At 66.5% G+C, this 20,748-nt stretch carries 18 protein-coding genes; 6 read left to right on the top strand and 12 right to left on the bottom strand.

Features of this window, described 5'->3' with window-relative positions; all coding sequences use genetic code 11:
* Positions 1 to 42: 42 nt before the first annotated feature.
* Complete coding sequence (locus tag ACFYOW_RS38905) at positions 43 to 867, bottom strand: LLM class F420-dependent oxidoreductase (protein ID WP_387295252.1); 825 nt, start codon at positions 865 to 867, stop codon at positions 43 to 45.
* 151 nt (positions 868 to 1,018) lie between these two features.
* Between ACFYOW_RS38905 and ACFYOW_RS38900 the strand changes: the two genes are divergently transcribed.
* The gene (locus ACFYOW_RS38900) at positions 1,019 to 1,462 is read left to right on the top strand and encodes an Hsp20/alpha crystallin family protein (RefSeq protein WP_387295318.1); all 444 of its coding nucleotides are present in this window, start codon (positions 1,019 to 1,021) and stop codon (positions 1,460 to 1,462) included.
* Between the two features lie 62 nt (positions 1,463 to 1,524).
* On the opposite strand, the gene truA is transcribed toward ACFYOW_RS38900, so the two are convergent.
* The 8 genes from truA to infA all read right to left on the bottom strand — a co-directional run bounded on the left by truA (position 1,525) and on the right by infA (position 6,452).
* Positions 1,525 to 2,382, bottom strand: coding sequence for a tRNA pseudouridine(38-40) synthase TruA (truA, locus tag ACFYOW_RS38895; protein ID WP_387295316.1), 858 nt, complete (start codon positions 2,380 to 2,382; stop codon positions 1,525 to 1,527).
* 202 nt (positions 2,383 to 2,584) lie between these two features.
* Positions 2,585 to 3,112 carry a 50S ribosomal protein L17 gene (gene rplQ / locus ACFYOW_RS38890; protein ID WP_387295250.1) on the bottom strand — a complete coding sequence of 176 codons (528 nt, stop codon included), beginning with the start codon at positions 3,110 to 3,112 and terminating at the stop codon, positions 2,585 to 2,587.
* Between the two features lie 127 nt (positions 3,113 to 3,239).
* Positions 3,240 to 4,298, bottom strand: a complete 1,059-nt coding sequence (locus ACFYOW_RS38885; protein WP_040686662.1) for a DNA-directed RNA polymerase subunit alpha — start codon at positions 4,296 to 4,298, stop codon at positions 3,240 to 3,242.
* 105 nt (positions 4,299 to 4,403) lie between these two features.
* Positions 4,404 to 5,009, bottom strand: coding sequence for a 30S ribosomal protein S4 (gene rpsD / locus ACFYOW_RS38880; protein ID WP_063039138.1), 606 nt, complete (start codon positions 5,007 to 5,009; stop codon positions 4,404 to 4,406).
* A gap of 20 nt (positions 5,010 to 5,029) precedes the next feature.
* On the bottom strand, positions 5,030 to 5,443 hold the full coding sequence (rpsK, locus tag ACFYOW_RS38875) for a 30S ribosomal protein S11 (protein WP_014349147.1): 414 nt from the start codon (positions 5,441 to 5,443) through the stop codon (positions 5,030 to 5,032).
* 10 nt (positions 5,444 to 5,453) lie between these two features.
* A complete protein-coding gene (gene rpsM / locus ACFYOW_RS38870; RefSeq protein ID WP_062983099.1) occupies positions 5,454 to 5,825 on the bottom strand; it encodes a 30S ribosomal protein S13 in 372 nt (123 codons plus the stop codon).
* Positions 5,826 to 6,001: 176 nt separating this feature from the next.
* Positions 6,002 to 6,115: a 50S ribosomal protein L36 gene (gene rpmJ / locus ACFYOW_RS38865; protein WP_040686659.1), complete on the bottom strand. Its 114-nt coding sequence runs from the start codon at positions 6,113 to 6,115 to the stop codon at positions 6,002 to 6,004.
* Positions 6,116 to 6,230: 115 nt separating this feature from the next.
* Complete coding sequence (gene infA, locus ACFYOW_RS38860) at positions 6,231 to 6,452, bottom strand: translation initiation factor IF-1 (RefSeq protein WP_003418601.1); 222 nt, start codon at positions 6,450 to 6,452, stop codon at positions 6,231 to 6,233.
* 870 nt (positions 6,453 to 7,322) lie between these two features.
* Here infA and ACFYOW_RS38855 point away from each other — a divergent pair.
* On the top strand, positions 7,323 to 12,203 hold the full coding sequence (locus ACFYOW_RS38855) for an AAA family ATPase (RefSeq protein ID WP_387295246.1): 4,881 nt from the start codon (positions 7,323 to 7,325) through the stop codon (positions 12,201 to 12,203).
* A gap of 309 nt (positions 12,204 to 12,512) precedes the next feature.
* On the opposite strand, the gene ACFYOW_RS38850 is transcribed toward ACFYOW_RS38855, so the two are convergent.
* On the bottom strand, positions 12,513 to 13,487 hold the full coding sequence (locus tag ACFYOW_RS38850) for a GlxA family transcriptional regulator (protein WP_387295244.1): 975 nt from the start codon (positions 13,485 to 13,487) through the stop codon (positions 12,513 to 12,515).
* 100 nt (positions 13,488 to 13,587) lie between these two features.
* On the opposite strand from ACFYOW_RS38850, the gene ACFYOW_RS38845 reads away from it, so the two are divergent.
* Positions 13,588 to 14,019 (top strand): VOC family protein, encoded by a 432-nt coding sequence (locus ACFYOW_RS38845; protein WP_387295242.1) that lies wholly within the window; start codon positions 13,588 to 13,590, stop codon positions 14,017 to 14,019.
* A gap of 218 nt (positions 14,020 to 14,237) precedes the next feature.
* Positions 14,238 to 14,510: a hypothetical protein gene (locus ACFYOW_RS38840; RefSeq protein WP_387295240.1), complete on the top strand. Its 273-nt coding sequence runs from the start codon at positions 14,238 to 14,240 to the stop codon at positions 14,508 to 14,510.
* 73 nt (positions 14,511 to 14,583) lie between these two features.
* Here ACFYOW_RS38840 and ACFYOW_RS38835 read toward each other — a convergent pair whose 3' ends face one another.
* On the bottom strand, positions 14,584 to 15,045 hold the full coding sequence (locus ACFYOW_RS38835) for a DUF4254 domain-containing protein (RefSeq protein ID WP_245721274.1): 462 nt from the start codon (positions 15,043 to 15,045) through the stop codon (positions 14,584 to 14,586).
* A 213-nt stretch (positions 15,046 to 15,258) separates the two neighbouring features.
* Here ACFYOW_RS38835 and ACFYOW_RS38830 point away from each other — a divergent pair, with 213 nt between their 5' ends.
* Positions 15,259 to 16,068: a GntR family transcriptional regulator gene (locus ACFYOW_RS38830; protein WP_387295238.1), complete on the top strand. Its 810-nt coding sequence runs from the start codon at positions 15,259 to 15,261 to the stop codon at positions 16,066 to 16,068.
* A 30-nt stretch (positions 16,069 to 16,098) separates the two neighbouring features.
* Positions 16,099 to 16,707: a GNAT family N-acetyltransferase gene (locus tag ACFYOW_RS38825; RefSeq protein WP_387295236.1), complete on the top strand. Its 609-nt coding sequence runs from the start codon at positions 16,099 to 16,101 to the stop codon at positions 16,705 to 16,707.
* On the opposite strand, the gene eccCa is transcribed toward ACFYOW_RS38825, so the two are convergent.
* Positions 16,689 to 20,741 carry a type VII secretion protein EccCa gene (gene eccCa / locus ACFYOW_RS38820; RefSeq protein ID WP_387295234.1) on the bottom strand — a complete coding sequence of 1,351 codons (4,053 nt, stop codon included), beginning with the start codon at positions 20,739 to 20,741 and terminating at the stop codon, positions 16,689 to 16,691. The two genes, ACFYOW_RS38825 and eccCa, sit on opposite strands and share 19 nt — an antisense overlap.
* Positions 20,742 to 20,748: the final 7 nt, after the last annotated feature.

Genomic DNA, 20,748 nt, shown 5'->3' with positions numbered 1-20,748 from the left:
AAATCGCGATCGGCCGGAACTCAGCCGATCGCCACCGCGGGGCTATTTCGCGAGCAGCGGTGCGAGGGTGCGCAGAGTGGCGGCTTCGTCGGCGAGGACTTGGATGACGACGTGGTCGGCGCCTGCGTTCAGGTGGGTGGAGAGGCGATCGACGATCGAGTTCGCGTCGCCGTGAGCTACCAGGGCGTCGATGAGGCGATCGCTGCCGGGTTTGGTCACATCGTCGTCGGTGAAGCCGAGGCGGCGCAGGTTGCTGACGTAGTTCTGGAGGTCGAGATAGAACTCGACGCGCGGACGGGCGGTGATGCGGGAGCGGACCGGATCTTCGTCGAGGACGACCTTGTGTTCGGTGGCCAGCAGCACGCCCTCACCGAGTTCGGCGCGGGCGCGGGCGGTGTGTTCCGGGGTGACGAGGTAGGGCAGCGCACCCGCGGACCGTTGCGCCGCGAGCCGCAGCACGCGCGGGCCGAGGGCGGCGAGGGCACGGCGCTCCTTCGGTACGCCCGCGGCATCCAGTTCGTCGAAGTATTCGCTCAGCGCGTCGTAGGGCTTGCGGTATTCGCCCTGGTGTTCGGGGTGGCCCGCACCGAGGCCGAGCAGGAACCGACCGGGGAAGCGCGCTTCGATCCGGTGGAACGACTCCGCGACCTGCTTCGCGGGCGCCGTCCAGATGTTCACGATGCTGGTGGCGATGGTGATCGACTCGGTCGCCTCGAGCAGCGACTCGATCACCGGTAGTTCGGCGGGCGGGGACCCGCCGAGCCATAGCGTGCCGTAGCCGAGTCCTTCCAAGTCCTGTGCGTCCTGCGGGGTGAACGCCCCGTAGTAGCGCCATACACCGAACCGTCCGAGATCTGCGATCGCCATGTTCCGAGCCAACCGCGCTGTCACGGTTCCTATTCCGACCTCGAAATCGGGTTAGCACTCTCTATCGCAGAGTGCTAACTTGGATGGTGCACAGCTTTCGGCGCTTGCCGCCGTGGCAGGCGTCGCCGCTAGTGAAATGGAGGTGATTGCTGTGCTCCGGTTCGATCCATTCCATGACATCGACACCGTTGCCCGCCAGCTGCTCGGTGAATCCATGGGGACATCACGCGCGCCACGATTCATGCCGATGGATCTGTTCAAGGCAGGCGATCATTACGTACTCAACGCCGACCTGCCCGGTGTGGACCCCGGCTCGGTGGATGTGAGCGTCGACAACGGCACACTCACCCTGCGCGCGCAGCGCAGCCTGCCGAGTGACGAAGGCGTCCAATGGATCGCGTCCGAGCGCTTCGCCGGCACCTATATGCGCCAGCTCAGCCTCGGCGACAATGTCGATGCCGACAAGATCAGCGCGACCTATAACAACGGCGTCCTCTCGGTGACGATTCCGATCGCCGAAAAGGCCAAGCCGCGCCGTATCGAAATCTCCGGCTCCAGCCAGCCACGGACGATCGAGGCAAGTTCGTCCAGCTGATCGGGTGGGTCATGCTCCCGCACCGCCGCGCCCGCAGATTCGCGGTGCGGGAGCGCGCCAGCTCAGTCGCCGCAGCAGCCTTCGGTTGGGACAGTACGCATTTCACGGGTTTCGGCATTGCGCGCGGCGAGGTCGGCATCGTCCGGATAGTCGACGGCAATGAGACTCAGACCGTGCGCGGGCGCCACGGTGACCGAGCTGGAGCGCTCGGTTTCGTTGAGTAGCGCGGCGACCCAGCCGGGCGTGCGACGCCCCTCCCCCACCGCGAGCACCGCGCCCACGAGGCTGCGCACCATGGACCAGCAGAACGCATCCGCGCTGACATAGGCGGTGAGCAGGTCACCCTCTCGCTCCCAGTCGAAGCGCTGGAGTTCACGGACGGTGGTCGCACCATCGCGTCGGCGGCAGAATGCGGCAAAGTTGTGCAGGCCCAACAACTTTCGCGACGCCTCGCGCATGGCTTCGAGATCGACGTCGTGGCGACAGGCGACAACGCTGCGCGCCTGCAGCGGCTCGGCACCATATGGCGCGGTAGACAGCCGATACGCATAGTGGCGGCGGATCGCCGAGAAACGCGCGTCGAATTCGGGCGGGACGACGCGAATATCCTTGATCCGCACATCTTTCGGCAGGAACCGCGCCATGCGATGGATCAGCTTGGCCGCATCCGGTTCGGTGCCGATATCGAAATGCGCGACCTGCCCCTCGGCGTGTACACCGGCATCGGTGCGGCCCGCGACGGTCAATTGGATCGGCTCGCGGAACACTTTGCTCAGCGATTCCTCGAGTACACCCTGCACGGTGCGCAGACCCGGTTGCCGTGCCCAGCCGATGAAATCCGTACCGTCGTAAGAGATGTCGAGCCGGACGCGCAACACCTTCGTCCCGCCATCCAGCCCGAATCCGCTATCGGGGCGCACCTCGTCACCTCGACGAAGGACGGGTTCCGCCGCTGGCGCCCCGCCCGCACCGGGGCGATGGGGCGCGGCGCTACGGGTCGCGAACGAACCGGTCGAATCCTGCACGGTCACGGTCATCTCCTGCGATCCCCTTCGGACACGAATGAGCCCGCCGACCCACGGAGGGTGCGGCGGGCTCCTTCGAAGACTTCCAACGCGAGCGTCAGGCGTCCTTCTTGTCCTCAGCGGCCTCGTCGGCAGCGGGAGCCTCGGCCTCAGCGGTCTCGGCGACGGCCTCTTCGGCCTTCTCCTCGACCACGGTCTCGGCGACGGGCGCCTCGGCCTTCTTGGACGCGGCAACGCGACGGGCGCGGTCGGCCTCGTTGGTCACGGTCTTCTCCCGGACCAGCTCGATGACCGCCATCGGCGCATTGTCACCCTTGCGGGGCAGCGTCTTGGTGATGCGGGTGTAGCCACCCTCGCGGCCCTCGAACGACGGGCCGATCGAGGCGAAGAGCTCGTGGACGACATCCTTGTTGCGGATGACCTTGAGCACCTCGCGACGGTCGGCCAGGGTGCCGGCCTTCGCCTTGGTGACCAGCTTCTCGGCGTAGGGGCGCAGCGCCTTGGCCTTGGCCTCGGTGGTCGTGATACGACCGTGCTCGAACAGCGCCGTGGCCAGATTGGCGAAGATCGCCTTCTGGTGCGACGCCGACCCGCCGAAGCGGGCACCCTTCTTGGGCTTGGGCATTGTTTGTTCTCCTGTGTCTTATTGCGGCGCTCCCGGCGCCCTGCGTGGTTACGCTCCGCTACCGCCTCCGGGCGCGTCGCTCACGCCGCGGGTGCGAGGCCGGCTCCGGGGTGCCTACCCCAGCGGCCTAGAGCTGTTCGGTCTCGGCGTAGTCCTGCTCGCCGCCATCGGTGTCACTGAACGTGCCGCTGTCGCTCCACGTTCCGGTGCTCGCGTCGTAACCCACCACGGACGAAGGATCGAACGAGGCCGGGCTGTCCTTCAGCGAGAGGCCGAGCGCATGCAGCTTGACCTTGACCTCGTCGATGGACTTCTGGCCGAAGTTGCGGATGTCCAGCAGATCCGATTCGGTGCGGGCGACGAGCTCGCCGACCGTGTGCACGCCCTCGCGCTTGAGGCAGTTGTAGGACCGGACGGTGAGGTCCAGATCCTCGATCGGCAGACCGAACGAGGCGATGTGATCCGCCTCGGCCGGCGAAGGGCCGATCTCGATGCCTTCGGCTTCGACATTGAGCTCACGGGCCAGGCCGAACAGCTCGACCAGGGTCTTGCCCGCCGAAGCGAGCGCGTCCCGGGCGGTGATGGAGTTCTTGGTCTCCACGTCCAGGATCAGACGGTCGAAGTCGGTGCGCTGCTCGACACGGGTGGCCTCCACCTTGTAGGTCACCTTGAGCACCGGCGAGTAGATCGAATCCACCGGGATCCGGCCGATTTCCGCGCCGGACGCCTTGTTCTGCACCGCCGGGACGTAACCGCGACCGCGCTCGACAACGAGCTCGATCTCCAGCTTGCCCTTGTCGTTCAGGGTGGCGATGTGCATATCCGGGTTGTGCACGACGACACCAGCAGGCGGCACGATGTCACCGGCGGTGACGGTGCCCGGGCCCTGCTTGCGCACGTACATCGTGACCGGCTCGTCCTCCTCCGAGGACACGACCAGACCCTTGAGGTTCAGGATGATGTCGGTGACATCCTCCTTCACACCGGGAACGGTGGTGAACTCGTGCAGGACGCCGTCGATGCGGATGCTGGTAACCGCGGCCCCCGGAATCGAGGACAGCAGGGTACGCCGCAGCGAGTTGCCGAGGGTGTAACCGAAGCCCGGCTCGAGCGGTTCGATGGTGAACTTCGAGCGGTTTTCGGCGACGACCTCTTCGGTCAGCGTCGGACGCTGTGAAATCAGCATTAGGATCATCCTCCTGTACGGGCGCCCACTATTTGACGCCCACGTCTTGGGGGTTGTGCGCGATCGCCTCGGTGAAGACGATCGCGCACCAGCAGCGAAAGCTGTTTACTTCGAGTAGTACTCGACGATCAGCTGTTCCTGCAGCGGCACATCGATCTGGGCGCGCTCGGGGAGCTGGTGCACCAGGATCCGCAGCCGGCCCGGGAGCACCTGCAGCCAGCCCGGAACCGGGCGGTCGCCGACGGTCTCGCGCGCGACCTGGAACGGCAGCGTGCCGAGCGACTTCTCCTTGACATCGATGATGTCGTACTGGGTCACCTGGAAGCTGGGGACGTTCACGGCCCGGTTGTTCACCAGGAAGTGACCGTGGCTGACCAGCTGGCGAGCCTGCCGACGGGTGCGCGCCAGACCGGCGCGGTACACGACGTTGTCGAGCCGGGTCTCGAGCAGACGGAGCAGGTTGTCACCGGTCTTGCCCTTGAGGCGGTTGGCCTCTTCGTAGTACCGGCGGAACTGCTTCTCCATGACGCCGTAGGAGAAGCGCGCCTTCTGCTTCTCCTGCAGCTGGAGCAGGTACTCGCTCTCCTTGATCCGCGCGCGGCCGTGCTGGCCCGGCGGGTAGGGACGACGCTCGAACGCCTGGTCGCCTCCGACGAGGTCGACCCGCAGACGACGCGACTTGCGGGTGATAGGGCCTGTGTAACGAGCCATTTTTCGTTATTCCTTTCCCGCTAGACGCGACGCCGCTTGGGCGGACGGCAGCCGTTGTGCGGCTGCGGGGTGACATCGGAGATCGTGCCGACTTCCAGGCCTGCGGCCTGCAGCGAACGGATCGCGGTCTCGCGACCCGAACCCGGGCCCTTGACGAACACATCGACCTTCTTGACGCCGTTCTCCTGCGCCTTGCGGGCAGCGTTCTCGGCGGCGAGCTGCGCGGCGAACGGGGTCGACTTGCGCGAACCCTTGAAGCCGACGTGGCCCGAGGACGCCCACGAGATGACGTTGCCGGACGGGTCGGTGATCGACACGATCGTGTTGTTGAACGTGCTCTTGATGTGCGCGTGGCCGTGCGGGACGTTCTTCTTTTCCCGGCGACGCGACTTCTGGGTCTTCTTGGGGCCGGAGGCCCGACTCTTCGGAGGCATCCTTTATCCCCTACTTCTTCTTGCCTGCGACGGTGCGCTTCGGGCCCTTGCGGGTGCGCGCGTTGGTCTTGGTGCGCTGGCCACGCACGGGCAGGCCACGACGGTGGCGCAGACCCTGGTAGCAGCCGATCTCGATCTTGCGTCGAATGTCGGCCTGCACCTCGCGGCGCAGGTCACCCTCGACCTTGAGGGCCGAACCCTCGATGTAGTCACGCAGCTGCGTGACCTGCTCGTCGCTGAGATCCTTCGAGCGCAGGTCCGGGCTGACGCCCGTCGCCTCGAGGATCTCCTTGGCGCGAGTACGGCCGATGCCGAAAATATAGGTCAGCGCGATCTCCATGCGCTTTTCGCGCGGAAGATCAACGCCCATGAGACGTGCCATGTGGCAGGTTCCTTAATCGTTGCGGAGGTCTGCTCCCTGTCCGTCCCCTCGTCTTGGTGGGGCCCCGGCCTCCGGTCCGGGGGTAGGCGGGCACTGTGTGTGCCCGCTGGCGCTGGGAGGTCTTCTTTTAGTTGGCCAAGCCGATCAGTGATCGGTGCCCGGCTGGTGCTGCGAACTCAGCCCTGACGCTGCTTGTGGCGCAGGTTCTCGCAGATCACCATGACCCGACCGTGACGGCGGATCACCTTGCACTTCTCGCAGATCTTCTTGACGCTCGGCTGAACCTTCACGTCCGTCCAATCTTGTTCGGTTCACACGGGTGTGAACACAGTTTTTCCCCAGCCGACGACTGGGGAAGTCTCTGTGGTGAGCCTTGCGGCTCGATGGTCACGCCTTCCGGCGCGATCACTTGTAGCGGTAAACGATGCGTCCGCGCGACAGGTCGTAGGGCGAGAGCTCGACGACCACACGGTCCTCGGGAAGGATGCGAATGTAGTGCTGCCGCATCTTTCCGCTGATGTGCGCGAGAACCTTGTGTCCGTTCTCGAGCTCGATCCGGAACATCGCATTGGGCAGCGGCTCGACAACTCGACCCTCGACCTCGATGGCCCCGTCTTTCTTCGCCATGTCCTCCGCGATCCCGGTTTACACTCAAACCTGGTTTGTTTGCCTTGTATCTGCTTCCATGTACCCATCGGTGGTCCGATCAGCGGCATGCAAACAGTCGGCGCGTAGGTGCACCGCCGACCAAGCTTACCGGTTTAATTGCGGGCAGGCCAATTCGCCCTGGTCACAGCGAGCGGGACCGGCTATTGTTCCGCTTTTGGCGCGCGCGAGGCGTGCGCAGACCCGCAGTTGCCAGCGTAGTCGTGCGGCCGGAGCAGCGTTGGAGTCGTGGTCGTCACGCAGCGGCCACCGTCGATGGCGAGACCGGAAGTCGGTGCTGCTCTGCTTGTTGTCGAATGCCCACCGGCTTTCCAGCAGGACCGTCTTATCCGGCACGGTGCCCCTCTTCTTTATCTGGCACAGTCCCCCGTTCGGCATCGGCATCGCGGTTCGTCGCCATCCACCGCCGAGCGAGGGCAGGGCACTGCGTCGTGACGCCGAGCCGGAGCATGGCGATGCTTCGTGAATTGGTCGCACCGGATGCGGTCGCGAACGCGTTCGCGACTCTGTGGGGAGCGTTGGCGAAGACGTTTGCTCGGCTGGATATAGAGGCCGCCCTCGCCGGAAAGTAGAGACCCGCCGGAGATCAGGATCGAGGCCGGATGCTGGTGACGAAGCAGACGCGCGGCAATCTGCCATGCGGAGTGCGCCGGTCATACGACACAGCACATCTCGGCCTACCTATCGAGAGGCGCATGGGGTCCAACAGATCCCGCGATAGGGCGTTCGAAAACCGGTCATCCGGCCCACTCCCCACCCGTGATGAGACAGAGTCGTCGCGTAAACTGACCACAGCCCAGGAATAAAGGTCGAGCAGATCAAGGGGGACGTGTGAGCCGTAATAACGACGGCCTCCCCATGCTGCCCCCGTGGCTTTCCGAGAGCGATGTCACCGGCGGCTACGAAGCACCCGTACAGAACCTGCCACACGACGACCTCATCGATGAAGCGCCTTCGCGGCGTGGACGTTCCAAGCGCGCGCCGGAGACCGAGCGTCCCGAAGCCGCGCGCCGGGACAAGCGCCGATTCGGCCGTCGCAAGGGTAAGGACGAGCAGCCCGAGGAACAGGGCCAGCGCCCGGGTTCGGCGGGGCGCGAATTGTCCGGTCCCGGTTTCGAACTACACAGCGGACCGGGTGGTTTCCAGGGCCCGAACGCCTTTCGTGGACCCGAACCTCAGCGCGGCCCTGAGGTGGGGGACCCGCACCGCCAGGGTCCACCGCAGCACGATTCCGGTCCACTTGCGCGCCCGGATGGGCCGGGCCAGAGCGCGCCGCGCTCGGAAAACGGTTGGCAGGGCAGCAATCAGCTGCCGACCCGCCACCCCGGCCAGCCCTCCGCCGGTTTCGACCCGCTCGGCAGCAGGCCGCCGACGCCACCGCCGCAACCGCTGGTGCACCCTTCCGGTCCGCAGCAGCCCGCTGCCGATTACCAGCAGGCGGGCAGTACTCGAACGCCTCCGGCCCAGCGGCCGGGTGCGGACCAACCGGTTGCCGCAGAGCCGTCCGCGTCCGTCGAGGAAACGGTGCGCTACCAGTCGTCGCGCCCCGACCTGCCGCCCCCGCCGAACCAGGCCGCCGCACAACCGTATTCGCCTGCCGCACCGCCGCAGCCGCCGACGAGCGAGCGGCCGGGGACCGGCGACTTCGACGCCCCACCCGCATGGCTCGATACGCCCCGCACCGAGCAGGGCCAACCGGCGGTTGGCACGGGCCCGCATACCCCCGCAGCCTCGGCACCCGTTCATCCCGGGCCGACTTCCGTGCCCGAAAACCGCTCGGAAAACGGCCAACTCACGCCGCCCACACAGGTCGGCGCACCGCCCGCATCGACCTCGGGCGGCACCGACGCACCGTCCGCACGGATCGACGAACCGCACGCGCGTGGAATCGACGGCCCGTCCTCGCAGCACTCACACGAGTTCGACGGCCCGCCTTCGCGACTCGAAGAACCGAACCCACATGGCTCTCATGGCGTCGACGGACCGCCCACCCGACACGATGAACCGCGGCCGCACGACCCGCGCGGAGTCGACAGTCCGCCTTCGCGACTCGACGAGTCACGGCCGGGCTCTCGAACGGACAGCTCGGGCCCGGAACTCGATGAATCGCGCCGGGCCGGCTCGCACGGGGACAATGGCTCGGCGCAGCAGTTGGACGAGGCGCGTCCGGCGGATTCGCAAGGTGACGATGGTCCGCCGCCTTGGCTTGCGCCACAGCGGCTGTCGGAGGATCAGACCGCTGACGAGCAAAGTGCGCGGAGCGGGCAGCGGCCTGAGTTGCCGCCGCCACCAGGGGAATTCGAGGTACAGCCGACGGCCGCCTCCGGTAGACCCGCGGACGCTGGTATGGCACGTGGTTCCGGCTCGGCAGCCGGGGCGGCGACGGATGAACGGGGTGCGCTAAGCCGTACGGATCAGGATGATTCGGCGCGAGCGCTCGCTGCAGAGCAGACCGCGCAAGACGCAGCGGGTTCCGCCGAGGGCGATCGCGCCGAATCCTCTGGTGCGACACCGATATTCGATTCCGCGACGGTCGATCCGACCAGGCGGTCGGGTGGCTCCCCGCGGGTGCCAAGCACCGCATCCTCGGAGTACGGCCCCGCACCGCGCGGCGCCCAGGATTCGGCCGCGGGCACCGGCCACCCCGCAGGCGGATCGCCCTCGGGCACAACATCGTCCGCGAGCGGCGGTGCACCGCACGACTACAGCCAGTACGGCCAGGCGACGCAAACCGCCAACGACGATCCGGTCTCCGCGCCGGCAGCCGGCTCGGGAGCAGCACCTCAGACTCCGGGCCAGTTCCTTCGCCCGGCATCCGCACCACAGGCACCCGGTGGCGGGTTCCACCAGCCGCCCTTCGCGCCGCAGGGAGCTGATTCCCAAGGGCCTACCGGTACCGGAGATTCGGAATCCGGTCGGCCGCAACGTGATAGCGGGTCGGCGCCCGAATGGTCCACTGGCCCCGATCCGGCGGGTTCGGAGTTCGTGGGACCGGGGGCGGCACCGCAGGCACCGAGCGAGGAGCTCGGACGCCCGGGCTCGACACCGCAGGGAACCGCGGCCGAATCCCGGCGGCCGACCGGGACGGCAGAACAGTCTGGATCCGGTGCGGCGCAACGAGGACGCGAGTTGGCCGCGCCTGGTTGGGCTGCGCACCCCGTCCCCGACACGACGGGCACACCGACGTCCGTCGTTGGACGGCACCGGTTGCCATCGGAAATCGACGCAGCTGCCGACGCGGACGATGAGGCCGCGGGGGCGACCGACACCGCTGGCGATCAGCAGGTTCCGACGAGCGAGCAGTCGACACCGGATGGGTCGGGCGACCGAGGAAGTCTTGCCGGAGCGGAGCAATCCGCAGTAGCCGAAGGGCAGAGCGGCGACCGCAGTTCCCCCGGGGACGCACAGCCCGCGTCAGGACAAGCACCGGGCACCGGGCAGCCGAATAGTCAGTGGCACAACGGAACTGGATACGCCCAGCCGCCCGCCGGGCAGTCATCTGTCGGCGATCAGGCCAGCCCACCATGGCAGAACGGACCTGGGCCCACCGGACAAGCATCCATCGGCGACCCGGCCGCCCCATGGCAGAACGGACCCGGGTACGCGAACCCATCCACCGGCCGAGCACCCGGCGGCGACCAAGCACCGTGGCAGAGCGGCCCCATGGGGCAAGTACCCGGCGGTGATCGCGCACCGTGGCAAGGCGGCCCGACGCCCACAGGGCAAGCACCCGATAGCGACCATGCGCCATGGCAAGGCGGACACGGACCAGCGGGTCAAGGGTCTGGCGATCAGTGGCAGGGCGGCCCGGTACCCCCGGGGCAGGTGCCCGGCAGCGACCAGGCACAGTCGCAGAGCGGACCCATCGGGCGCACACCCAGCAGCGCTCAAATGCCATGGCAGAGTGGACCCACGCCGACGGGCCAAGCACCCGGCAGCGATCAGGTCGCACCGTGGCAGGGCGGACCCGGGTACGCGCAACCGCACATCGGACAGGCGCCGGTCGGCGATCAAGTCGGCCCACCCTGGCAGAGCGGACCCACGTGGCAAGGCCCCGGAGGCGAACACGCACCGTGGCAAGGCGGACTCACACCAACCGACCAAGCATCTGGCAGCGACCAAGCACCACGGCCGAGCGGACCCGGGTACGCGCAACCGTCCACCGGACAGGCACCGGTCAGCGGTCAGGTCGGACCACCTTGGCAGAACGGACCTGGGTCTACGGGGCAGCCCCCCGACGGCGACCGGGCACCGTGGCAGAGCGAGCCCACCGGGCAGGCGCCAGGCGGCGATCACTCGATGTGGCAAGGCGGACTCACACCCACCGGCCAAGCATCTGGCGACCATGCGCCATGGCAAGGCGGACCCGCACCCACGGGGCAGGCACCGGGCAGCAACCAAACACAGCAAAGCGAACTCGGACCGACAGGCGGCCAGGCCCCTGGCGGCGACCAGGCACCGTGGCAAGGCGCGTCCGGCCCCATGGGCCAAGCGCACGGCGGCGATCACGCACCACGGCAAGGCGGCCCCGCGTATGGGCAGCCGCCGATCGGGCGGGCGCCTGAGGGTGAGCAGTGGCAGAATCCGGCGGCGCGGGGCTTCGGGCAGCAGTCGCCGGGTGAGCAGCCTGCTGACCAATGGCAGCACGGGCATGGGCCGATGGGACAGCAAGCGCCCGTTGGGGATCCGCAGGCCGGGTACGGCCGACCACCGGCCGGACCGCAGGGGATGCCGCCCGGGTACCAGCAGGGTGGTCAGTATCAGCCGCAGCATCCGCATGGGCCGCAGCCTTCGCTCGATGACGTGCCGTTGCGGCGTGCGAAGAAGTCGCCGAGTGGTGGGTGGCGCAAGGCCGTGCACCATGTTTCCGGTGGCGCGATCAATCCCGGTTTGTCCGCGGAGGAGTTGCGGCTGCAGGAGTTGGTGGCGCGGATCCGGCAGCCGGTGCGCGGTGACTATCGGATCGCGGTGCTCTCGCTCAAGGGTGGTGTCGGAAAGACCACCACGACAATGGGTCTCGGGTCGATCTTCGCCTCCATCCGTGGTGACCGGGTGATCGCGGTCGATGCCAATCCTGACTTCGGCACGCTGTCGCAGCGGGTGCCGCTGCAGACCCGTTCGACCGTGCGCGATCTCTTGCTGGATCCCGCGATCCAGCGCTATTCGGATGTGCGCAGGCATACCTCGCAGGGCACCAGCCGACTGGAAGTGCTTGCCAGCGAACGGGATCCGGCGGCGTCGGAGGCGTTCAACGACGAGGAGTACCGCGCGGTCGCGCGCATCCTGCAGCGGTTCTACAACATCATCCTGACCGACTGCGGTACCGGACTGATGCATTCGGCGATGGGCGGCGTGCTCGACCTCGCGCATTCGCTCGTGCTGATCTCCTCGGCCGCGATCGATGGCGCGCGCAGTGCGGCGGCGACGCTCGACTGGTTGTCCCTGCACGGCCACGATCATCTGGTCCGCAATGCGGTCGTGGTGATCAACCTGCCGCGTGAGGGTTCCCCCAATGTCGGCATCCAGCAGCTGCGCGAATACTTCCTGTCGCGCTGCCGCGCGGTGCACATCATCCCGTACGACTCGCACCTGTCCGAAGGCGCCGAGATCGATCTGCACCGCCTGCACAAGACCACCAAACGCGCCTACGTCGAACTCGCCGCTACGGTCGCAGACGAATTCGGCATTGATCACCGCCGCTACAGTGTTTGATTTGCCGCGCCTGCGGCGCGGCGTGTTCGCGGCCCCTGGTGTGCGGTGGCCTCGCATTCGCTCGTCCAAGCGCAAGAGACTGATGACGGACTGCGTCCGGCAGCGTTCGATGGGCGCAGCTGACCCTTTCGAGCGACCTGCAAGCAGTCGCTAGCGGCGCCGTCGAGACTCGCGACTTCGTGGCATGCGCTTAGACGACTCGGCTGTGTTCGATAGCCGCGCCTGCGGCGCGGACGCGAGACGGGCCGCGAACTCCTCGCTCGTAAGACTCGCTCCGTCGTGGTCATCGATGCCGTAATCATGCGCGTCTCACCAAGACAACCGGGACGCGCGTACCTCCGCGATCGAGCGCCCGCGACGTCGGCGGAACAGTCCGCGAAGTGTGCCCGCGTTCAGGTAGCCGACCTTGACGGCTATCGCGTCGATGGTCAGGGTCGTGGTGCGCAGCAGTTGGGTGGCGCGTTCCAACCGGACCTCGTGCACGAAATCCCGTGGCGACATTCCGATTTCGGCTTGGGTGGCGCGCTGTAGCGTGCGTTCGGTGACGCCGAGTAGATGCGCCGCGTCGGCGATGCGGAACTGGTCGGCGACGTGGTCGCGCACCCAGCGCTCGAATGCGGCGACCAGGGAGTCGTTGCGGGCGATCACCTCGGGAATCGCGGAGTCGCTCTGCATGCGGCGATCGCCGACCACCAGATATCGGGCGGTCAGCTCGGCCAGGGTCGGACTCTGCGCGGCGATCAGCGCCAGCGCGAGGTCGATATGCGATAGCGAGGCCGCCGCGGTGGTGAGCCGATCGGCCCGGCACAGGATTCGACTCTCGTCCAGGTCGATGCGCGGATATCGGCGCCGAAAGGCCGGGCCGAGCCACCAACTCGTCGTCGCCACCACACCGTCCAGCACACCTGCCTCGGCCAAGTAGAAGGTGCCGGTACAGGCCGCGGCGAGGTGCGCGCCGGATTCGTAGGCCCGCGTCATCAGTTGCAGCACCGGCCGATTCGCGGGTGCGGAGACCACGCCGATCAGCCCATCCGCATCCAGGACGCGCGTTGCGGGGACGACGATCAGACCGACATCGTCGGGCAGTTCGGTTATCGGCGTCGTCTGCGCGCGGAACCCGTGCGCCGTAAGCACTTGTTCGCCATCGGCGACGATGTGCACCCGCCATGGATCGGGAGCCGTATCCAGTTCCTCGCGTAGTCCGTTTGCGGTCGCGAAGGTCTCCAGTACGGCGGTGAGTCCGAGGTCGGCGACGCCGTCCTGCACGAAGACCGCAACATCCATGTCGCAAACAGTACTGAATATGTCGTTTCCGACACTCGGAACTGGGGAATAAGCGGCTTACTGTTCCTACTACTTACCCGGCCTGCCCTGCGGAGTTCATATGACGATCGTCGAAACCACCGGTATCCACCACATCCGCCTGACCGTGACCGATATCGACCGCTCCAAGGCGTTCTATCGCGACGTGCTCGGTTTCGAGATCGCGTTGGAGTCGCCGGGTCGTCCCGAGGATCCGCAGGTCCGCACCGATCCGGCCCAGTTCTACGGCGGCGTCGTATTCCAAACGAACGGAATGCTGTTCGGACTACGCCCGGTGGCCGAACCGACCGACAAATTCGATTCCGAACGAGTCGGATTGGACCATCTCAGCTTCACTGTGCCCTCGGTCGACGATCTGACCCGTACCGCCGCCCGTTTGGCCGAGGCCGGAATCGAACACGGCGAGGTCACGCCGCTGGACGGGCTCGGCATCGCGATCCTGTCCTTCAGCGATCCCGACGGCATCCACCTCGAGCTCACCGCACCGCTGTGAACGCGCCGGCGCACTGTAGTAATCCGACATTCCGTCGGCCTCCGACGCTGGTGCGCACGAATGTCGGCTCCGCATTGCCGAGCACCAGCGAACTACTGTGCGCACTGAGCGGAAAACAGGTCCGCGGACATGTCTGCCGATGGTCGCGGGATCTGGTCCGGTTGCATCGCATAAGACGCGAGCATCCCCGGTGCGCTGCCGTAATCGACTGTCTCCGATTGGAATTGGTAGCCAACATCAATACCTGGGCAACCGAGCACCTGACGCTACGCACCGCCGACCGGCACGACGCTGAACTCGGCGACATCATCGATCGCATCGCGGCCACGGCCGACCGCGCCTTCCACCTGCTGATGACCGACGATCTGACCGGCGAACATATGCACGTGGCATGGACGCGACTGGCCGAATTGTCGATCGCCTACGGCGATTTGGTTCGGGAGGCCGAGGACGGGCGCTGGTGCCTGTCACCCAACACCAGACACCGGTGAGCCGACCACCACGAATCGGCAAGGGGCCGTGGCTACCCGGCGGGAATCCACGGCCCCTCGTCAACCCGGGTCGTCACCACTCCGGGAGTCGCCGCCGTCCCGCGAGTACATCGCGCACCAAATCGTCGTAGGCGTCGGCCAATTCGGCCAGATGATGCCACGCGACGTGTAGCTGTTCGTCGTGGGCGTCAAGGGTCATCAACGCGTGGTGGGCACGCACCGAGGACTCCGCGATCCGGTCGATGACCGAGCCGACGGTTTCGGTGTGTAGCGTCGCGCCGAGCCGGTGCTGCGGCACGCTGCGCGCCACCCAATCATCGATAGCCATGACCAATTCGATTCTGCGACGCTCGATTTCGAGGATCGTCGCCGGATCGGTCGATACCGATCCGCCACGACCGACGAGTCGCTTCTCATGCAGAATCGCCAGATCACGGGCGAACCAGAGCAGCGGACCACCGACAACTCGGTGACCGCGACACGCCCGAACAAGTAGATCCGACGTGGGAAGTAGTCCGGGAGTCAAGGACTGCACCGTCGAATCGACACACCTCGGTGTGCCGGGAAGAGCCATCACAACCGTTGATGAATCCGAACCTGCCACGTTGCCTCGCCGTCATCGCCGCACAACACCTGGATCAGGACGTTCATTACAATAAACCTCTGAAGGCACCTGTCAAGCGTTACCCGGCCGTAGGGTGTGACGAAGAGTACACTTCGTTACCTGCACGACTGACCGAGGAGCAAGATGGCGGACGGTCCGACGTATCTCCGGATCGCAGACCTCCTCCGTGAGGAGATCCGCGCAGGCAAGTGGAATCCGGGAGATCGGTTGCCCAGCCATACCGAGCTGGCCGATCATATGCAGGTTTCGATCACTACCGCGCGCAACGCTATTCAGGTGTTGGTCACCGAGAATTTGGTCTACACCGCTACTTCCCGTGGAACCATCGTCCGAAACCAAGAAGTCCTGGAATCGGTTGTCACCGACCATATTCGTCCGGATCGTCCGCAATCGGCCCACGATATCTTCGAGGAGATCGCGCGCGCCGCACATCGCGAACCGACCAAGGAGTTCAGCGCGAAGATGGAACCCGCGAGTCCGGAGGTGGCGCACTGGCTGGGCGTGCCGGAGGATTCCTGGGTGCTGGCCAGGACAGTCGTCCAGTTCTTGGACAACGAGCCGTGGTCGTGGGAGGTCAGCTTCTATCCACGGGACTTGGCGGAGGCGACCGGTATCGACTCGCCGCACGATATTCCGGAGGGCACGACACGCCGACTGGCCGACCGCGGCCACGGCGAGACCGCGCACCGCGACACGCTCGTCGCCCGTCCGGCCAGTGCGGAAGAGGCGATCGTGCTCGGCGTCGCGACCGGCACCATTCTGCTGGACCATCTACGCATCGGCGCCAACCACGAGCGCGTCACCAGGGCCACCCGGCATCGGTCGATCGCCACCCGCAACCGGCTGGCCTATGAACTCGGCGACGACCAGGGCAGCAACGTCATCCGACACACGCTCGGCATCTCCTACCGGCCGGGGATCGCGTTGCCATGAAAAACGTTCCGCCATGAATACGGTGCAGTCATGAAAATCATCCGCCGGGCGACTCTGAGTGATCTCGGCACCATCTGTCGACTCCGGATCCAGCGCACCGCGTGGCTCACCGCCCGCGGCTCCGATCAGTGGACCGTCGCGGGCCGCGGCCTGCCCATCGAGATCTTCGCGCAGGCGGTCGGCGAAGCGCTGGACGCGGGCGAAACCTGGATTGCCGAGGTGACAGGGGAACCGGCCGGAACGATCACCGTCAACGACCGCTCGGATCCGGGACTGTGGTCGCCATGGGAGCTGGCCGACGCGGTGATCGTCCATTACATGATCGTCGACGTCCGCTTCGCCGGCCACCGCGTCGGCCACCGGCTATTGGCCCACGCCGCATCACTTGCGCGCCAACGACAACGCCATTGGGTCCGACTGGACGCCTGGACCACCAATACCGATCTGCACGACTACTACCGCAGGGAAGGCTTCCACCTGGCCAGGATCGCGGGCCCGGCCGCCTCGGGACCGTCCCGTGCACTGTTCCAACGCCGCTCCGACAGCTGGGCCTTCGAGCCGATCACGCCGGTACTGACCCATGTGCCGCTGCCTGCGGCGGCGCAGCCGGCGCCGGAGGCTCACAGCGGCGGCAGATAGGCGATCTGCACCATCTCCTGACCGCGGTTGCGCGACACCAGGATGCCGCGCCCGGGCGGCAGCTTCATCGGACGGACATCACCGATCAGCTTGCCCTCGTCCTTGGGGCCGCTCATGATCAGCGCGTCGACGGAGAGGTTCTTCATACCGCCGAGCACGTTGTCGTAGAGCGCGCGCGAAACGCCGCCGGTGCGTCGGGTGACGACCACGTGCAGACCGATATCGCGGGCCTGCGGCAGGTACTCCAGCAGTGGCAGCAGTGGATTGATGCCCGCGGTGATCATGTCGTAATCGTCGATCAGCAGATAGATTTCAGGTCCGGTCCACCAGCTGCGCTCGCGCAGCTGCTGCGGGGTGATGTCGGAGCCCGGTATGCGCTTGGACATGTAGCGGGCGAGTTCGTTGACCATTGGTCCGCAGGTCTGCGATGAGGTGGAGTAGCCGCCGAGATGGGCCTCGTCGACGACGCCGAGCAGGCTGCGGCGGTAGTCGATCAGGATGATCTTGGCCTGCTCCGGTGTCGCGTTCTCGGTAATGCCCATGGCGATATTGCGCAGCAGTGTCGTCTTGCCGCATTCGACATCGGCGAAGGCCATGAAGTGCGGCTCCTGGCCGAAATCCAGGACGAACGGGTCCAATTCGTTCTCACCGAGCCCGACCAGCACCTTGGTCGGGCCGAGTTCGACCTCGTGTTTGCGCGCGATCGCGAGGACCTCGTCGCGACCGATCTGCAATGGCAGCATGCGCACCTCGGGGGCGCGTCGGCCCGGATAGAGCTGCTGCATCTGGTCTCTGGCTTGGGCGGCGCCTTCGGCCAGGGTCTGCGGATCGGAATCGGAATCGAGCCGGGGCAACGCGATCAGCATATGCAGTTCATCGGGCGTGAGGCCGCGACCGGGACGACCGACCGGCACCAGAGCGGCGGTACGCCTACCCATTTCGGAGTCCGTCGGGTCGCCGAGCCGCAGTTCGATGCGGGTGCCGATCTGATCCTTCACATTGGGCCGGATCTCGCCCCAGCGCGCGGCGCCGATGATCAGGTGGATGCCGTACGAAAGACCCTGTGCCGCAATCGCAGTGATCTGCGGCTCGACGGCGTCGAACTCCTCGCGCATGGCCGCCCAGCCGTCGACGACCAGGAAGACATCGCCGAATTGATCCGCGGCCAGCGGATCGTTGGGATCGGCCGCGGTCCCGTTGATGAGCCGGGCCTCCATCTGGGAGTACTTGCGGCGCCGGAACTCCACCATGGATTCGATGCCGAGTTCGGCGAAGCGCTCCTCGCGCTGGCGCATCAGCGTGGTCAATTCGGCAACGGTGCGGCGCACCCGATCGCCGTCCAGCCGGCCCGCGACCGAACCGACATGCGGCAGACCGGACAGACCGGCGAGGCTGCCGCCACCGAAATCGAGGCAGTAGAACTGGACCTGCTCGGGGCTGTGCGTCGCCGCGGCGGCCATCACGATCGTGCGGATGGTGGTCGACTTACCCGACTGCGGACCGCCGACGACCGCGACATTGCCTTGGGCGCCGGCCAATTGGATGGTCAGCACATCACGGCGCTGTTCGTAGGGTTTGTCGATGATGCCGATCGGCATCCACAGCTGGCCGTGCCGGTTGACCGGGGAGCGCCAATCCGGATCGGGCAGCAGCATATCCACCGTCGGCGATTCGTCCAGCGGCGGCAACCACACCTCGTGCGCCGGACGGCCGTGTCCGGTAAGGCGTTTCACGACGACCTCGAGCAGCGTCTCCGGAACGCCGCCACCCAGCGGTTCCTGTTCCGGCTCGGCACCCGGAGGCGGCGGCAGATCGGGCAGTTCCATCCGCACCGGTTCGGGCCGCTCCTTGGCCTCGACCGGTCCGGCGGTGAACACCGTCGGCGACTGACCGCCGACCACCCGGCCGTCCACCTGTCGGCTGCCGCTCGGTGACACATACGGCCCGGACACATAGGTCGCGTTGAACCGCAACGGATCGTCGGCATCGCTCTTGAGATAGCCGGAGCCGGGAATACCGGGCAGGTGGTAGGCGTCGGTGATGCCGAGTACGGCGCGGGATTCGTTGGCGGAGAATGTGCGCAGACCGATTCGGTAGGACAGGTGCGAGTCCAGTCCGCGCAGCTTGTTCTCCTCGAGTCGCTGCGAGGCCAGCAGCAGATGGACGTGCAGCGAGCGCCCGAGGCGGCCGATCATCACGAACAGATCCGCGAAATCCGGCTTCTGCGAGAGCAATTCGGAGAACTCGTCGACGATGACGAACAGCGCGGGCAGTGGGTCGAGTGCGACGCCCGCCGCGCGCGCCTTCTCGTAGTCGGTGACATTGGCGAAATTGCCTGCGGCGCGCAGCAATTCCTGGCGGCGGTTCATCTCACCGGCCAGTGCGTCCTTCATGCGGTCCACCATCGAGAGTTCTTCCTCGAGGTTGGTGATGACCGCGGCGACGTGTGGCAGCGAGTCGAGGCCGAGGAAGGTCGCGCCGCCCTTGAAGTCGACGAGCACCAGGTTCAGCGCGTCCGGCGAGTGTGTGGTCACCATGGAAAGCACCAGCGTGCGCAGGAATTCGGATTTACCCGAACCCGTTGCGCCGATGCACAATCCGTGCGGACCCATTCCGCTCTCGGCGGATTCCTTGATATCGATTTCGACCGGGGTGCCGTCCGGGGTGACGCCGATCGGCACCCGCAGCCGCTCACGCGCGGTGCGCGGACGCCAAACCCGCGACGGTTCGATCTGCGCCGCGTCCGGAATCTTCAGCAGCGCCATCAGTCCCGGGTCGGTCCTGGTGTCGTCGCCGAGGCTGACGATCTGTGCGGCCGTCGCGATACGGAACCGGGCCAGGCTACGGGCGAAGGATGCGGATTCGGCCGCGCTCACCTCGTCGGCGGTGGCGAATTTCTCTGTTCCCGCAGCACTTTTCGCACTCACCGCACCGTCCCCGACGACCAATTGCAGACCGCGTCGCGCGGCCAAGCCGTTTTCGGGAGCGGTCAGATCGAGCACAGTGACCGAATCCAGACCGGATTCGCTGATCAGGCGCTCGGTGCCGTTGACGTAGCCGTCATCGATGATGACCACCAGATGCAAACGGCCCTGTGTCGGTTGCGGATTGCGCATGAAGCGACCGCGTTCGAGCAGTTCGGAGGCGAGTGCGGTTTCGAGTTCGGCCAGCGAGCCGTACATCATTCTGGCCGAGCCCATGCCGTCGCGGACGGTCGGATGTTGCAGGTGCGGCAGCCATTTCGCCCATTCCCAGGCCGGACCGTCCGGATCGGCGCAGACGACGGCGACCGCGACGTGGTCGGGTCCGTGAAATGCGGTGAGCTCCATCAGCATCGCGCGCGCCAGCATCCTGGCTTCCTCGGCATTGCCACCGATATTGATGGCCGGGAAAGCGCGCAGCGACACGGCGGTCGGCAGCTGGTGCACCACCGAATGCGTTCGTACGAAACGGCGCAACGCCACGGTGGAGACCGGCTCCAGATCCTCCAGCGGTCCGGTTTCCGGACGCGCCAACTTGGTCGCCAGCCGGTGGCTGCCCACCCCGACCCGCACATGTCCGAAGTCCGGATCGTTCGGCCTGCGCTCCCACATCCGGCGGGTGCCGACCACCGACGGCAGATCGATCGGTTCCGGATGACTCCAGATCAGCGATTCCAGCTGCTTATTGCCGGTGCGGCGGACGTCCTTGCGCATCTGGTCCAGGTAGCGGAAGTAGTCCTTGCGCTCCTCGTTGAGTTCGCCCGCCCCCTTGGGGCCGTTGCCCCGCAAGCCGAGCATCATGCCTCCCATCGACATGAGCATCATCATCGGGAACATCATCATGAACGGGTTGGCGAGCAGGTTGCGACCCATCATCACCATCATCGCGATCATGCCGACGACGGCGACCACCATGATCACCGGCATCAACTTCATGATCAGTGGTCCAGGCAGGGCCCGCTCGATCTCCGGCGGTGAATTCAACGCCACCTCACCGCCCGGTGCGCGTGGCGGGGCGATGCGGGGGCGGCGCACGAAACCTTCGGTAGCCATGGGTCCC

Origin of the sequence: Nocardia sp. NPDC006982, assembly GCF_042869435.1 — a bacterium.
Classification (GTDB): Bacteria; Actinomycetota; Actinomycetes; order Mycobacteriales; family Mycobacteriaceae; genus Nocardia.
This window is presented reverse-complemented; position numbering and strand designations above follow the sequence as displayed.

What these genes read in the sequence shown, in the direction of transcription:
- ACFYOW_RS38905 (WP_387295252.1), bottom strand. Translation starts at nt 867, where the DNA reads ATGGCGATCGCAGATCTCGGACGGTTCGGTGTATGGCGCTACTACGGG.
- rplQ (WP_387295250.1), bottom strand. Translation starts at nt 3,112, where the DNA reads ATGCCCAAGCCCAAGAAGGGTGCCCGCTTCGGCGGGTCGGCGTCGCAC.
- ACFYOW_RS38885 (WP_040686662.1), bottom strand. Translation starts at nt 4,298, where the DNA reads ATGCTGATTTCACAGCGTCCGACGCTGACCGAAGAGGTCGTCGCCGAA.
- rpsD (WP_063039138.1), bottom strand. Translation starts at nt 5,009, where the DNA reads ATGGCTCGTTACACAGGCCCTATCACCCGCAAGTCGCGTCGTCTGCGG.
- rpsK (WP_014349147.1), bottom strand. Translation starts at nt 5,443, where the DNA reads ATGCCTCCGAAGAGTCGGGCCTCCGGCCCCAAGAAGACCCAGAAGTCG.
- rpsM (WP_062983099.1), bottom strand. Translation starts at nt 5,825, where the DNA reads ATGGCACGTCTCATGGGCGTTGATCTTCCGCGCGAAAAGCGCATGGAG.
- infA (WP_003418601.1), bottom strand. Translation starts at nt 6,452, where the DNA reads ATGGCGAAGAAAGACGGGGCCATCGAGGTCGAGGGTCGAGTTGTCGAG.
- ACFYOW_RS38850 (WP_387295244.1), bottom strand. Translation starts at nt 13,487, where the DNA reads ATGGATGTTGCGGTCTTCGTGCAGGACGGCGTCGCCGACCTCGGACTC.
- ACFYOW_RS38845 (WP_387295242.1), top strand. Translation starts at nt 13,588, where the DNA reads ATGACGATCGTCGAAACCACCGGTATCCACCACATCCGCCTGACCGTG.
- ACFYOW_RS38830 (WP_387295238.1), top strand. Translation starts at nt 15,259, where the DNA reads ATGGCGGACGGTCCGACGTATCTCCGGATCGCAGACCTCCTCCGTGAG.
- ACFYOW_RS38825 (WP_387295236.1), top strand. Translation starts at nt 16,099, where the DNA reads ATGAAAATCATCCGCCGGGCGACTCTGAGTGATCTCGGCACCATCTGT.
- eccCa (WP_387295234.1), bottom strand. Translation starts at nt 20,741, where the DNA reads ATGGCTACCGAAGGTTTCGTGCGCCGCCCCCGCATCGCCCCGCCACGC.